Source organism: Kribbella sp. NPDC055110 (assembly GCF_053607525.1).
Window position 1 is genome coordinate 351,936 of record NZ_JBSGTS010000002.1, and the last position, 14,024, is coordinate 365,959.

The 14,024-nt window shown below is 68.2% G+C and carries 11 protein-coding genes and 2 tRNA genes; 3 read left to right on the forward strand and 10 right to left on the reverse strand.

All coding sequences use genetic code 11. The features are described 5' to 3' along the window. Positions 1-470 precede the first annotated feature (470 nt). From clpX to ACWF0M_RS04685, 6 genes are all read right to left on the reverse strand, one after another. On the reverse strand, positions 471-1,769 hold the full coding sequence (clpX, locus tag ACWF0M_RS04660) for an ATP-dependent Clp protease ATP-binding subunit ClpX (RefSeq protein ID WP_452234232.1): 1,299 nt from the start codon (positions 1,767-1,769) through the stop codon (positions 471-473). Between the two features lie 157 nt (positions 1,770-1,926). Next, positions 1,927-2,538: an ATP-dependent Clp protease proteolytic subunit gene (locus ACWF0M_RS04665; RefSeq protein ID WP_452234233.1), complete on the reverse strand. Its 612-nt coding sequence runs from the start codon at positions 2,536-2,538 to the stop codon at positions 1,927-1,929. A 29-nt stretch (positions 2,539-2,567) separates the two neighbouring features. Further along, entirely contained in the window at positions 2,568-3,191 is a 624-nt protein-coding gene (locus ACWF0M_RS04670) for a ClpP family protease (RefSeq protein ID WP_452234234.1), read from the reverse strand. A 100-nt stretch (positions 3,192-3,291) separates the two neighbouring features. Next, the gene (locus ACWF0M_RS04675) at positions 3,292-3,441 is read right to left on the reverse strand and encodes a hypothetical protein (protein WP_452234235.1); all 150 of its coding nucleotides are present in this window, start codon (positions 3,439-3,441) and stop codon (positions 3,292-3,294) included. A 108-nt stretch (positions 3,442-3,549) separates the two neighbouring features. Further along, positions 3,550-4,941 carry a trigger factor gene (tig, locus tag ACWF0M_RS04680; RefSeq protein ID WP_452234236.1) on the reverse strand — a complete coding sequence of 464 codons (1,392 nt, stop codon included), beginning with the start codon at positions 4,939-4,941 and terminating at the stop codon, positions 3,550-3,552. Positions 4,942-5,019: 78 nt separating this feature from the next. Then, positions 5,020-5,092, reverse strand: a tRNA-Pro gene (locus tag ACWF0M_RS04685). Positions 5,093-5,199: 107 nt separating this feature from the next. Here ACWF0M_RS04685 and ACWF0M_RS04690 point away from each other — a divergent pair. After that, positions 5,200-5,270, forward strand: a tRNA-Gly gene (locus ACWF0M_RS04690). A 343-nt stretch (positions 5,271-5,613) separates the two neighbouring features. Here ACWF0M_RS04690 and ACWF0M_RS04695 read toward each other — a convergent pair. The 4 genes from ACWF0M_RS04695 to ACWF0M_RS04710 form a co-directional block, all read right to left on the reverse strand. After that, a complete protein-coding gene (locus ACWF0M_RS04695) occupies positions 5,614-7,017 on the reverse strand; it encodes a nitric oxide synthase oxygenase (RefSeq protein WP_452234237.1) in 1,404 nt (467 codons plus the stop codon). A 123-nt stretch (positions 7,018-7,140) separates the two neighbouring features. Further along, on the reverse strand, positions 7,141-7,806 hold the full coding sequence (locus ACWF0M_RS04700; protein WP_452234238.1) for a DivIVA domain-containing protein: 666 nt from the start codon (positions 7,804-7,806) through the stop codon (positions 7,141-7,143). Continuing rightward, the gene (locus ACWF0M_RS04705; RefSeq protein ID WP_452234239.1) at positions 7,803-8,978 is read right to left on the reverse strand and encodes a globin domain-containing protein; all 1,176 of its coding nucleotides are present in this window, start codon (positions 8,976-8,978) and stop codon (positions 7,803-7,805) included. Before ACWF0M_RS04705 ends, ACWF0M_RS04700 begins: the two co-directional genes overlap by 4 nt. 236 nt (positions 8,979-9,214) lie before the next feature. Further along, on the reverse strand, positions 9,215-11,080 hold the full coding sequence (locus tag ACWF0M_RS04710) for a hypothetical protein (protein ID WP_452234240.1): 1,866 nt from the start codon (positions 11,078-11,080) through the stop codon (positions 9,215-9,217). Between the two features lie 83 nt (positions 11,081-11,163). On the opposite strand from ACWF0M_RS04710, the gene ACWF0M_RS04715 reads away from it, so the two are divergent. Both ACWF0M_RS04715 and ACWF0M_RS04720 read left to right on the forward strand, forming a co-directional pair. Further along, on the forward strand, positions 11,164-12,225 hold the full coding sequence (locus ACWF0M_RS04715) for an ATP-binding protein (protein ID WP_452234241.1): 1,062 nt from the start codon (positions 11,164-11,166) through the stop codon (positions 12,223-12,225). Then, the gene (locus ACWF0M_RS04720) at positions 12,218-13,990 is read left to right on the forward strand and encodes a vWA domain-containing protein (protein ID WP_452234242.1); all 1,773 of its coding nucleotides are present in this window, start codon (positions 12,218-12,220) and stop codon (positions 13,988-13,990) included. Before ACWF0M_RS04715 ends, ACWF0M_RS04720 begins: the two co-directional genes overlap by 8 nt. Positions 13,991-14,024 lie beyond the last annotated feature (34 nt).

Consider the following 14,024-nt stretch of genomic DNA (forward strand, 5'->3'; position numbering starts at 1 on the left):
GGCGGTACATCAAGCCGCGACAAGCCGGTTCCGTTCGCCCAGGCCGTCTGCCCACACGCGCAGTACGTAGCGGGGTGGCTTCGCCCCCGCGCCTACGCCGGCCGGCGTGCCGGTGCCGATCACGTCGTCCGGGGTAGAGCGTCATGAACTGCGAGATGTAGCGCACCAGGTGCGCGACGCCTCAGCCTGAATCAGTGGGACGTCAGTTGGTTGCTGAGGGCACCGATAGCAGGTTGTTCGCTCACTGGCGGGGTTGTTGCAGGCAGATCGGTCCGACTGGCAGGCGAATCAGAGCGGGAACCGCGCACCGGTGGCGCCGCCAAGCCCCCACCATCGGCTCTGGGGAGCAAAACCCACCCGAATCAGCCCGTAACACTCCCCAATCGGAGCGAATCGACCCGCGGATGCACGAGAAGGAGGCCGGGACCCGTTTGGTGACGGATCCGGCCTCCTTCTGAAGTGTGCAGCTCTTACGCGCTCTTCTCGCGGCGGTCGCGCTTGGTGCGCTCGATCTGGTCGCGCGGGATCAGCGTGGGGTTCACGTTCTCCAGTACGACCTCGCCGGTGACGACGACCTTGGCGACGTCCTCGCGGCTCGGCACCTCGTACATCACGTTGAGGAGAACCTCTTCCATGATCGCCCGGAGCCCTCGGGCGCCGGTGCCGCGGAGCAGCGCCTGGTCGGCGATCGCCTCGACCGCGTCCTCGTCGAACTCGAGCTCGACGTTGTCGATCTCGAACAGCCGCCGATACTGCTTGACCAGCGCGTTCTTCGGCTCGGACAGGATCTTGATCAGCGCGTCACGGTCCAGCGGCGAGACAGTCGTGATGACCGGGAGCCGGCCGATGAACTCGGGGATCAGACCGAACTTGAGCAGGTCCTCCGGCATCACGTCGGCGTACCCGCCCGCCTCCTTCGGCTTCTCCGGCTCACGCGAGGCGTTGAAGCCGAGGGACTTCTTGCCGACCCGCTGCTCGACCATGTGGTCCAGGCCGGCGAACGCGCCGCCGACGATGAACAGCACGTTGGTCGTGTCGATCTGGATGAACTCCTGGTGCGGGTGCTTGCGGCCGCCCTGCGGGGGCACGCTCGCCGTGGTCCCTTCGAGGATCTTCAGCAGCGCCTGCTGCACGCCCTCGCCGGAGACGTCCCGGGTGATCGACGGGTTCTCGCTCTTGCGGGCGATCTTGTCGACCTCGTCGATGTAGATGATCCCGGTCTCGGCCTTCTTGACGTCGTAGTCCGCGGCCTGGATCAGCTTCAGCAGGATGTTCTCGACGTCCTCACCGACGTACCCGGCCTCGGTCAGCGCCGTCGCGTCCGCGATCGCGAACGGAACGTTCAGCATCCGGGCGAGCGTCTGGGCGAGGTAGGTCTTGCCGCAGCCCGTCGGGCCGATCAGCAGGATGTTCGACTTGGCCAGCTCGACAGCCTCGTCCTTCGCGTGCCGGCCGGCGCTCGAGGCGCCCTGACCGTCGCGGACCCGCTTGTAGTGGTTGTACACCGCTACCGCGAGCGCCTTCTTCGCCACGTCCTGTCCGACGACGTACGCGTTGAGGAAGTCGTAGATCTCCCGCGGCTTCGGCAGCTCGGTGAGACCGACCTCGGAGCCCTCGTTCAGCTCCTCCTCGATGATCTCGTTGCAGAGATCGATGCATTCGTCGCAGATGTAGACGCCGGGACCGGCGATGAGCTTCTTGACCTGCTTCTGACTCTTTCCGCAGAACGAGCACTTGAGCAGGTCACCGCCGTCACCAATGCGTGCCACCGGGACAGATCCCTTCTATGCGCAGTCGGACCGATTTCGACGGTACCCCGTCGCGGGCTGAAAAACCGCGCTCACCACCGGGTTGTGACTACGCCGGTGGCGAACGCGTCAGGCTCTTGACAACCGGTCAGACCGGCCTGACCTGAACTGAACTCGTTCAGACCCCGGCCGGGACCGGAGCCTTGAGGGACTCGAACACCTGGTCGATCAGGCCGTACTCGACGGCCTGCTCGGCGGTCAGGAACTTGTCCCGCTCGATGTCGCGGGAAACCTCCGCGATGTCCTTGCCGCTCGCGTCGGCGATCATCTTCTCCAGCAGCGCGCGCAGACGGAGGATCTCGTTGGCCTGGATCTCGATGTCGCTCGACTGGCCGTAGGTGCCCTCGGTGGCCGGCTGGTGAATGATGATCCGGCTGTTCGGCAGCGCGAACCGCTTGCCCGGCGTACCGGCGGCGAGCAGCACCGCGGCGGCCGAGGCGGCCTGGCCGAGGCAGACGGTCGAGACGTCCGGCTTGATGTAGCGGATGGTGTCGTAGATCGCGGTCAGCGCGGTGAACGAGCCGCCCGGGGAGTTGATGTAGATGCTGATGTCGCGGTCGGAGTCCATCGACTGCAGGCACAGCAGCTGCGCCATCACGGCGTTCGCGATCTCGTCGGAGATCGGCGTACCGAGGAAGATGATCCGGTCCTCGAACAGCTTCGTGTACGGGTCGATCCGGCGCATGCCGTACGACGTGCGCTCCTCCCACTGCGGGATGAAGTAGTTCATGGTGCGTCCTTAACTGACGGAGTGGGAGATCAGGAGTTCGGGCTGCCCGAGCTGAGCTGGGCGGCGCTGGTGACCACGTGGTCGATGAAGCCGTACTCCTTCGCCTGGTCGGCGGTGAACCAGCGGTCCCGGTCGGCGTCGTTCTCGACCTGCTCGAGCGCCTGTCCGGTGTGCTCGGAGATCAGCCGGAACAGCAGCGCCTTCAGGTGCAGCGACTGCTCGGCCTGGATCTTGATGTCCGAGGCCGTGCCGCCCATACCGCCGGAGGGCTGGTGCATCATGATCCGCGCGTGCGGCAGCGCGTACCGCTTGTTCTTCGCGCCGGCGCAGAGCAGGAACTGGCCCATCGAGGCGGCCAGACCCATCCCGACCGTCGCGACGTCGTTCGAGATCCACTGCATTGTGTCGTAGATCGCCATACCGGAGTCCACCGAGCCACCCGGCGAGTTGATGTACAACCAGATGTCCGCGTTCGGGTCCTGGGCGTTCAGCAGCAGCATCTGCGCGCAGATCGCGTTCGCGTTGTCGTCGCGAACCTCGGACCCCAGAAAGATGATCCGGTTCTTCCGCAGCTCGCGGTAGATGTCGTTGTCGTCTCCGCCGGATCCGTTGCCGCCCGCGGCGGTGGGGCTGGCTGCAAATGTCTCGTTCACGAACCCGACACTACTGGGCGACGGCGACAGACCTAAGGCTGGGCCGGAGGTGTTCGCTCACGGCGCACCGCTCGTCTGCTCTGAGCGAATTCGTGGGCGTTCACCAGCCGCACAGGACAACGGATCCGGACTCCTCGGCCGCTGCTTCGTCAGGTACTTCGCGGTGGTCCGGTCGCTCCGGTTCCCGCCGTACCTCAGGCTCCTGCAGCAGCGCGGCCACACCGGTCCCCTCGCCTGGAAATCGTTTCACCAGCCACGCTAGGCCAGGTTTCTTACGGTCGCGTCGCAATCGTCCGGCGAACATGCGTACGGCCCGGATCCCCGTGGAAGCGGATCCGGGCCGTACGGCGAGACGTGCTCAGGCCTGCGCAGGCTCCGCGACCGGGGCCTCGGCGGCCTCGTCGGCGGCGGCCTCCGGGTCTGCGTACGAACCGTCCGGAAGCAGCGTCTTCAGCTCGACCGTGTTGCCGGAGGCATCGGTGACCTTGGCGTTCTCCACCAGGTACGCGAGCGCCTTGCCGCGGACGACCTCGGACACCAGGCTCGGGACCAGGTTGTTCTCCACCGCGTGCTGCGCGAACTGGTCCGGGCTGACGCCGGAACGCTGCGCGTGCCGGACGATGTGCTCGCTCAGCTCCTGGTCGTTGACGCTCAGCTCCTGCTGCTCGGCCACCAGGTCGAGCACGAACTGCGCCTTGATCGCGTCCTCGGAACGCTTCTTCAGGTCCTCGTCGAACTCGTCCTGGGTCTGCTCTTCGCCCTCGAGGAACTGCTCCATGGTCATCCCGGAGTACCCGAGCTGCTGCTCAAGGTTCTCCTTACGGGCGGCCAGCTCGTCGGTCAGCAGGCCCTCGGGGACCGGCACGTCGACCAGCGTCAGGATCTTCTCCAGTACGGCGTCGCGCGCCTCGCTGGCCTGCTCGAGCCGCTTGCCGCGCTCCAGCCGGGTCTGTACGTCGGCCTTCAGCTCGTCGGCGGTGTCGAACTCGGACGCGGTCTGCGCGAACTCGTCGTCGAACTCCGGGAGCTCCTGCTCCTTGACAGCGGTCACCGTCACCTCGACGTCCACGTCCTCGCCCTTCAGCGAGCCGCCCACGAGCTGGGTGACGAAGGTCTTCTTCTCGCCGGCGCTCAGGCCGATGACCGCCTCGTCCAGACCGTCGAGCAGCTGACCGCTGCCGACCTGGTACGACAGGCCGGTCGCCTGAGCCTCCTCGACCAACTCGTCGTCCTTGCTCGCCGACAGGTCCAGGGTGATGAAGTCGTTGTCGACGACCGCGCGCTCGACCGGGTTCAGCGAGCCGAACCGCTGCCGCAGCGACTCGATCTGCTCGGTGACCTCGTCGTCGGAGATCGCGATGTCCTCGACCTCGGCCTCCAGACCCTCCAGATCGGGCAGGGTGATCTCCGGGCGGACCTCGACCTCGGCGGAGAACTGCAGGCTCTCCTTGTCGTTGAACTCGGTCACGTCGACCTCGGGCCGGCCGATCGCCTTGACCTGGTTGTCGCTGACCGCCTGCGAGTAGAGCTTCGGGAGCGCGTCGTTGATCGCCTCCTCGAGCACCGGGCCGCGGCCGACGCGCTGGTCGATGACCTGCGGCGGGATCTTGCCCTTGCGGAAGCCCGGCACCACGATCTGCTGGCCGATGCTCTTGTACGCCGCGTCGAGGCTCGGCTTGAGTTCCTCGAACGGCACCTCGACGATGAGCTTGACCTTGGTCGGGCTCAAGGACTCGACGGTGCTCTTCACGGTGGCGGTTCTCCTTGATTCGGTGACATTCACAGCACGCGCGACAGCCCGCGCTGCAGCGGTGCTACAGGGGGTTTGTCGGGGCGACAGGACTCGAACCTGCGGTCTCCTGCTCCCAAAGCAGGCGCGCTAGCCACTACGCTACGCCCCGCAGTGACCGGTCGAGTGTAGTCGACCGGAACCAGTGCTCGCGCCACCGGGGCCTCCGACATACCGTTTTGAGTCCGCCCGGCCGATGTGAAATCATGTCCGAGCACCGCGGGTGTAGCTCAATGGTAGAGCCCCAGTCTTCCAAACTGACTACGCGAGTTCGATTCTCGTCACCCGCTCGGGCGAGAGGGCGAGCTATGCCTGCGGAAAGCGCAGGGTGGCTCGCCCTCTTCTTTTGTGCGCCTTCGCTTCGCTCGGCGCGGGCGGGGGCTTCGCCACCCGCACCCCCGATTGCCTTCGCTTCGCTCGGCTCCTGGCTTGGGTTGGGCGGGCGGGCTCGGGGCTTGGGTTGGGTTAGCGGGCGGGCTCTGGGCTCGGGTCGGGGTCGGGCTCTGGGCTTGGGTTGGGGGGTCGGGCTCTGGGCTCGGGTTGGGCGGTCGGGGCTCTGGGCTTGGGTTGGGTTGGCGGTTGGGCTCTGGGCTTGGGTTGGGGGGCGGGCTCTGGGGTTGGGGTGGCGGGTGGTCAGGGGAAGGCGGGTGGGCCGCCTCGGAGGGCTCGGCAGGTGGCTTCGGGGTCGTTGACGAAGTTGGGGACCTGGTTGTCGGCGTCGTAGTAGCGGTGGAAGACGGGGGTCTGGGAGCCGGACATGGGCGGGACGATCCAGCTCCAGTCGGCGGGGCAGCCGCGGCCGGCGCGTTCTTCCTTCTCCAGGTGGATGAGGAACCGGCGGGACTCGGTGTGATGGTCGGTGACGGTCACGCCGTTCGCGGTGAACGAGTGCAGGACCGCCCGGTTGATCTCGACCAGGGCCTGGTCGCGCCACAGGGTCGCCTCGTGCGAGGTGTCCAGCCCCATCCGCTCCGCGACCTCCGGGACCAGGTCGTAGCGGTCGCTGTCGCCCAGGTTGCGGGCCCCGATCTCGGTGCCCATGTACCAGCCGTTGAAGGGTGCGGCCGGGTAGGAGACGCCGCCGATGACCAGCCGGTTGTTGCTGATCACCGGGACCGCGTGCCAGCGCAGTTCGAGGTCCGCGAACCACTTCAGCTCGGGGTGCTCGAGCGGAACCTCGTGGACCGCTTGCCCGGGCAGCTGGAACATCCGCGGCCCTTCTTCGACGGTCTCCACGACGAGCGGGAGCACGTCGAAGGCTCCTCGCCGTTCGGGCGGCCGCCACCCGCGCTGCATCAGTTTGCTCGTGAACGCGCGGTACCGCGGATCCCCGAGCGCGCGGCCGTCCGGCTGCTCGTATCCGGCGTACCGGATGAGCTGTTCGTTCCAGATCCTGGGAGCGGGCCGGGACGGCGTCTCGGGAGCGAACACGCTGATCATCGGCCGGATCTTGCCGCCGTTGTGCGCCGTCCGCAGATGCTCGAAGCAGTGCGCGGCGACGCTGCCGGCGTCGGAAACCGTCCTCAGGTCGCGCACCTGCAGGCTGCGCCAGTACAGCCGCCCGATGCACCGTTTGTTGTTCCGCCAGGCGACCCGGGCGCCGAAGGTGAGCTCGTCGGGGGTGTGCCAGTAGGTGCCGGTCGTGTCGATCTCGCGCATCACCTCGGCGAGCCGCGGCTCGATCGGGCCGGCCTGTGCGTCCTCGCCGTGGAAGAGCTCGAGGAACTCCTTCGCCGCGGCCTTGACCGTCTCGATGTCGGTCTCCGGCTCGGAACGGCTCACCGGCGGGTGGTCGGGCGGAGGTAGGACCCTCACGGGCCGTCGTGCCGCCGTACGGCGGGAGCGTCGGCCAGTGCCCCATCGCACGCCGGCGACCTGGAGCAACTGTTCCCCGGCAAGCACCGGGACGACATGGCGGACGCAGACTCCCACGGCGAGGAGGAGGCCTGCCAGGCTGAGCGTGATCGCTACTTCGGTCGGGACGCCGATGGGCGCACCGTGGCCGAGTTGGAGCACGCCGAGGGTGGCGCCTGCCACAGCCAGTCCGAGGACTGCGAGTGGCAGGGCCAGTGGCCGGCGGCTTCGTGCCGCCCGCCGGCTGGTCGGGGCTTCCGCGCGGTGTTCCTCCGTCCGGGCGGGGTTCGGAAGAGTATGCACGGGTCAGTCCGAGCCCGGAGACCCCGGACCGCTGCCGTTCGCGCCCCCAGGCCCGTTCCCGTTCGCGTGCCCGTTCTGCAGGCGGACCTGCCAGTCACTCAGGTCGTCGAACCAGGCGTCCTTCTGGTGGGGTGCTGCCGCACCGGACTGCCCGTTGCTGCCGAGCCGCTCGACCTCGGTCGAGAACGAGTCGACGATCGACTGCATCCGGGTCTGCGCGTTCTGAGCGTACGAGCGGACCTGCTGCCCGGCCGTGTCCATGGCCTCCTCGACGATCCGGCGCTCGTGGGCGCGCGCCTGACCGATGCGCTCGCGGGCGTCCCGGCTGACGTCCTGGACCATCTCCTCGGCCACCAGCTGGGCCTGGCTGAACAGCTCGACGATCTGTTCGTTCACGCGCTCGCCGACCTGCTCGTACTCGTCCAGCTCGCCCTGCACCCGCTGGACCTCCGCCCGGGCTCGCCGCAGCTCCGCCTGGAGCCGCTCGTTCTCGGCCCGGCAATCGCTGACCTCTCGCGCGGTCGCGTGCACCTGGTCGGCGAGCAGGTCGATGTACCCGTACACCTGGTCGGAATCGAGGCCCCGGAGCCTGCGCCGGAACGTTTCACCCCGGATCGCATCGGGGGTCTGGTAGTGCGGAGAGCCGTGGCGGTGCTTTCCGTTCGTCACTTGTTGTCTCCTGACCTGGTGAGCGCTGGGTCGCCCGTGTGCTCGTCAACGGGCGCGTAGTAGAAGTGCTCGTACTTGATGTGTTCGGGGTCCATGCCAGCGCCGGCCAGTCGCTCCAGCGTGTGCGCGACCATCTGCGGGCCGCCGCACACCATCGCCGTCCGCCCGTGCAGGTCCTGCCGGGCTGCGACCATGCCGACCTTTCCGCGCGTGCCTGGGTAGGACGCGTCGTCCGACACAACCTCCGTGTAGTCGAACCAGGGCCGCTTCTGAGCCATCTCACGCAGCTGCGGGCGGTCGTAGAGGTGCCAGGGCATCCGGACCCCGTGGAGCAGATGGACCCGTGGGGCGGTCCGTGACCGAGCCCACTCGTTGTCGATCTGTTCGAGGACCGCGAGCAGCGGGGCCAGACCGGTTCCTCCGGCGACCATCAGCAGGTCCCGTACGTCGTCCGTACGCCGGGTCAGCCGTTCACCGACCGGGGCGCCCAGCTTCACGACGTCGCCGACCTTCAGGGACCGCACCACGGCCGGACTCACCTGGCCACCGTCGATCTGCTGTACGTGCAGGTCGATCGAGCCGTCCCGGCGCGGGGCGTTCGCCGGACTGAAGTACCGCCACAGCCGGGGCCGTTGCGGGATCTCCACGGAGACCGACTGGCCCGGGAGGAACTGGAACGCGCGCCGCGGCCGGATGGTCAGCAGCGTGAGGTCCATGGTCCGCCGCTCGACCGCGGTCACGTCGGCGTCCCACCAGTCCGGGCTGGACTCCGAGGAGGTCTCGGCCGCCTCGACCATGATCCGGGCAATCACCTGGTAGGCCGCAGTCCAGTGCCCGGCGAGCTCCTCGTCCCAGTCGGACCCGAGGAAGTGTTTCAGGGTCGCGCACAACGACGCACCGACCGCGTTGTAGTGGTCCGCGACGACGGCGTACTTGCGATGGTCGCGGCCGAGGTGCTCCAGGAACGCCGCGTCGTTCTCGAGCTGATCGGCATGGCTGACGATCCGGCCGAGGGCGCCGACGAGCTTGTCCCGCTGGTTCGACATGGAGAGCGGGAACATCGGCCGTACCTCGGGATAGGACACGAACAAGTGCGAGTAGAAGTACAGCGGTACCTGTTCTCCGTGCTCTGTCACCCGGTCCCAGCTGCGCTGGAGGGCGTTGGCATCCATAGGGATTCGCTATCCGGCTCGAGAAGGCAGCTCCTCGAGTGGGACGTGCGGCCCGCGAGCGGGCATCAGGTACCGCCGATCGCCGGCCGAATCGGCCGACGGACACTGCGTTGACAAGGGTTCCCTCCCAGTCCAGACCCCGAGTCTTTGTGGTCCTCCGTGCTGTCTCCCGCCCGGCAACCTACCCGCCTCCGACGGCTTGAAACCGGGAACCGGACTGATACGTCCCGAAATTCCTACGGAGCCCTGAGAAAGGCGATGCCGTCGATACCGGCCGGGGCCGTGGAAGTGGAGACGATCTTGAGAGCCCCTGTGCGGAAAGGGGTTGTGGGGAGGTAGGTGACCACGCGGCTGGTGGTGGTCGCGGCCAGAGAGACCGTGCCGATCTTGAGGTTCGCGTGGTAGATGTCCACGCGTCCTTGGCCGGGACCGTGAATCGCTACCAGGGCGATGCGCTGGCCGGCTTCGGTCGCCTTGGTCAGGTAGGCGCCGTTGGCTTTGAGGATGGTCGTGGTGCCTTGGAACGCCAGCGTGCTGGTGGAGCGGGTGACCGTGCCGGCTGAGGTCAGGGCGCGATCGTCCTCGGGTACTACCGAGCAGATCGGTGCGGACCAGGCGGACAGGTTCCCCAGGTAGTCGCGGGCACGCACCATGAAGCACTCGTCCCAGCCGAGTCGTGGCGACCAGGTGATCCCCGTGATGCGCGTGTTCTGCCAGACGGCCGGGTAGATCCACTTGCCGAGCGGGGCACCCGGTGCGGCAACCTTGTAGATCACGTCGTACGACGCGATGTCGGTGTCGTCCTTGTAGGCCCAGCGCACTGTCGCGGAACCGCTCAGCTGCACGCGGTCGCCGATGCGCCACGTGACCAGCGCAGGCGCCGTACCGTCCACTTCACTGCAGTACGACGTACTCCAGGCACTCACGTTGCCGGCGTAGTCGCGCGCACGCACCTGCCAGCACGTGTCGGTGCCGATCGGTGCGGTCAAACTCGCCCCGGTGGTCTTGAGCCCCTGCCACTCGGGCACCTGGTTCCAGGCGCTGTACGGCGACGTGCGGTTGGGGCGCTGCTGGATTCGCAGGTCGTAGCTGTTCACACCGGTCGCGGGTGAGTTCGGGTCCTGCGGGTCGTCGTACGCCCACTCGAAGGACAGGCTGGTGTTGTCGCGGACGCGGTCGCCTGCGGACGCACTGGTCAGTACGGGCGCGACGGTGTCCGGGTGCTGCTGCGGGTCGGCGGTCAGCCAGGACAGGGTGATCACCCGGGGCCTGCTGGCCGCGTCGGCGTACACGATCACCGCCAGGCCGGAGCCGTCTGCGCGGAAGCTCGGGGTGGTTGTGCGGATCGGCCCGTAGCGGCGTTGCCCGAGCGCCGGGTCGTTGAGGTCGGTGACCAGCAAGTCGGAGCCGGAGGTCTGCACGGTGAATCCGTTGCCCAGCTGGGCGTCTGCAGCGACAGTGAGGTTCCGCGGCGGCTGCGGCCCGTTGACGTCTACTACCTGGTTGCAGCCGCTCAGCACCGCCCACCGGCCGTTGACGTGGTCCGGGCCGACCGTGCACGCGCTGGCGACCAGCACGGTCTTCACTACACCAGTGGTCAGGTTCTTACCGTCCAGATGCCCTGGCTCGGTCACCTTCCACAACGTGTCGCCGGACATGGCGAACGGCTGGGCGGCGTCGGCGAGTTTGGCCTTGCTGGCGACGTCGTACACCTCAGCGGTCGCAGCAGCCGACGCACGGTGCGAGACGAGCTTGCCGCCCTTCCCGAGCACCACCTCGTCCGCTGCCGGGAACGTGAGCCCACCGACCTTCGCAGTACTGCCGTCGAAGGTCAGTAGCGCAGTCCCTTCGACCTGCAGCGGCTTGCCGTCGTTCGAGCCACCAGAAGCTGTCCAGGTAGTCCCGTTGTTACTCGTCTCGTAGACAGGGTTCGACACGACCACGCGGGCGCCCGACATACCGACGTCGACCGCCGTGCGCCCAGGAACGAGGACGCCCTCCCCCAGGTGCTGGGGTGGATCGGCTGCCATCACCTGCGACGCCGACAACGGCAGCAGCACGACGGCACACACGATCGCCGCCTTCACCCGGAACCCCAGCACGAGAGCAGCGTAGTGGAAAAACCGGGTGACACACCGTGACCTCAAGAGGATCCTGAAAGGCTGACCGGCGACGAAGGGGACTGATGCAGGCAGGAATCACGGTATCGGCGGCCGAACTGCCCGAAGTACTGCTGCACGTGGCAGTGGTACGCCCGGTCTTCCTCTGGGGCGCACCGGGGATCGGGAAGAGCAGCCTGGTACGGGCGTTCGCGGAATCGCTCGGTCTGGAATGCGTCACGCTCCTGGGCACGCAGCTCGCGCCGGAGGACCTCATCGGCGTACCGCAGATCGTCGACGGCCGCAGCCGGTTCGCACCGCCCGTGGCGATCGCCCGCGACGAGCCGTACTGCCTGTTCCTCGACGAACTGAACGCTTCCTCGGCCGAGGTACAGAAGGCGTTCTACTCGCTCATCCTGGACCGCCGCATCGGTGAGTACGAGCTGCCCGAGGGCTCCGTCGTGATCGGCGCCGGCAACCGGGCCACCGACAACGCCCTGGCCCGCCCGATGGCGAGCGCCTTGGTGAACCGCCTCGTGCACGTCCACCTGCGCGCGTCCGCGACCGACTGGCTGCAGTGGGCGGGTACGGCGGGCATCCACCCGTGGGTCGTCGACTACCTGCGCAACCGCCCCGACCACCTGTGGATCGCGCCGCCGAAGACCGAGGAGCCGTTCTCGACGCCGCGCAGCTGGCACATGCTCTCGGACGCCCTGCACTCGTACGGCGACGACGTGTCCGACGAGACGCTCCGGGTCCTTGCCTTCGGCACCTTGTACGCGGCGCACGCGTCGGCGTTCCGCGCGTACGTGAAGACGGTCCGGCACGCTTTCGGGCTGGACGCCGTGCTGAAGGGCGAAACCGGCTGGCCGTCCGCACCGGAGGACCGGGACCTGCTGTACTTCCTGGCCGAGACGTTCCGTGCCCGGCTGATCAAGGAGCTGGCCGCGGACAAGGCGTCGGCGAGCCCTGCGGCCCGTCAGCTCGCGCACCGCGGCAAGGCCCTGCTGGTCGAGCTGGCGGAGATCTCACTCGAGGTGGCGCAGGTGGTGATCGCTGCGGACGACGACGGCCGACCGGTGCTGCCGACGTGGTTCCTGGTCGAAGTCAGTCGCGACCTGCCGCGGCTGGTGGCGGCACGTGCCTAAGCGGAAGAAGCAGCGGGACCCGGCGTGGGAGGCGATCCAGTCCGGCTGGACCACTGTCGTGCACCACCCGTTGTTCGCACCGATGGCCGACTGGGCGCACAGCCCGATTCGCGACGACAGCTGCCCACTGGACGGCTGGGCCACGATTGACTCGAACGGCCAGATCCGCACGCACCGGACGCGCCGCGCGACACCAGACGAGTGGTCCTGGGTCTTCGCGCACCTGCTGATCCACCTGGGCCTTGGCCACACCGAACGGGACCCTGACCAGGCCGCCTCCGCCGCGTACGACGTGGCCGTCAACCGCTACCTCCAGTCGCTCAAACTCGGTACGACGGTCGTCGAACTACCGCAGGACTTCCCCGCGGTGGAGGAGGACGCGCTGGCGCGACTGTGGAGGCGCACCGGCGTACCGGCCGAGTACGAGCGTCTGGGAGTGGCCGGTCATGCCCCTGATGTCCAGAGCGCCCGCTGGAACGGCTGGGGCAAGCCGCCGACCTGGGGCGAACTGTTCGCCGCAGGTCTGTCCGCCGCGGCTGCTGCCGCCGTCGAGGTTGCTGGTGGTGCACGCTCGTCGCTGACCGCAGGCAGCGGCGGCCGGGACCAGTGGGACCTGGCACTCGGCTGGTTCGTCTCGTCGTACCCGCTGCTCGGTGCGATCGCTGCGAGCATGACGATCGTCGCCGAGGCTGAGCTCGCCCGCGCCTGGGACATCCGCGTCGCGGCGGTCAACGCGTCCGCCGGCGAGATCTACGTGAACCCGCTGACCAGCCTGACGCAGAGCGAGTGGCGGTTCGTCATGGCGCACGAGATGCTGCACGCCGCTCTGAGGCACGGCGAGCGCGTCGGAGGCCGCGACCCGTACCTGTGGAACGTCGCCGCCGACCTGGTGATCAACGGCTGGCTCCTGGAGATGGGCGTCGGCACTCTGCCCGACGGTGGGCTGTACGACCCAGCACTGAAGGGCATGTCCGCGGAGGAGGTCTACGACCGCATCACCACGGACCTGCGCCGCTACCGCAAGCTGGCGACGCTACGCGGCGTCGGCCTGGGCGACGTACTCGGCCACCCGCTCCCGCACTCCGGTGAGGCTGCACGCGCTGCTGGCCTGGACGACATCTACCGACGCGCTCTGAGCACCGGACTGGCGTACCACGACCCAGCGCGCGGCACGCTGCCTGCCGGACTGGTCGAGGAGATCCGCGCGCTGGACCACCCGCCGCTCGCCTGGGACGCACAGCTGGCCCGCTGGTTCGAGGAGCACGTCCCAGCGGTCGAGAAGACCCGCACGTACGCACGGGCCTCCCGACGCCAATCCGGTACGCCGGACATCCCACGCCCCGGCTGGATCCGCCCGGTCGAGCTGGAACGACTCCCGACGTACGGCGTCGTCCTGGACACGTCGGGCTCGATGGACCGCGAGCTGCTCGGCAAGGCACTCGGCGCGATCGCGTCGTACTCGCGCGCCCGCGACGTACCGGCCGCGCGAGTGGTGTACTGCGACGCTGCGGCGTACGACGCCGGCTACGTGCCGGTGGATGACATCGCCGGCCGCGTGAAGGTGCACGGTCGCGGCGGGACCGTCCTGCAGCCCGGTGTGGATCTGCTGGAGCGCGCGGACGACTTCCCGGTCCACGGTCCGATCCTGCTCATCACCGACGGCCAGTGCGACGTCGTCCGGGTACGGCGGGAGCACGCGTGGCTGATCCCCCGCGGCGCATCCCTCCCCTTCACCGCAAGAGGTCCCGTGTTTCGCGTCGAGTGAACAGCGTCTGCTCCGGGCGAACAGGCGTAGTCGA

What these genes read in the sequence shown, in the direction of transcription:
- ACWF0M_RS04665 (WP_452234233.1), bottom strand. Translation starts at nt 2,538, where the DNA reads ATGAACTACTTCATCCCGCAGTGGGAGGAGCGCACGTCGTACGGCATG.
- ACWF0M_RS04705 (WP_452234239.1), bottom strand. Translation starts at nt 8,978, where the DNA reads ATGGATGCCAACGCCCTCCAGCGCAGCTGGGACCGGGTGACAGAGCAC.
- ACWF0M_RS04715 (WP_452234241.1), top strand. Translation starts at nt 11,164, where the DNA reads ATGCAGGCAGGAATCACGGTATCGGCGGCCGAACTGCCCGAAGTACTG.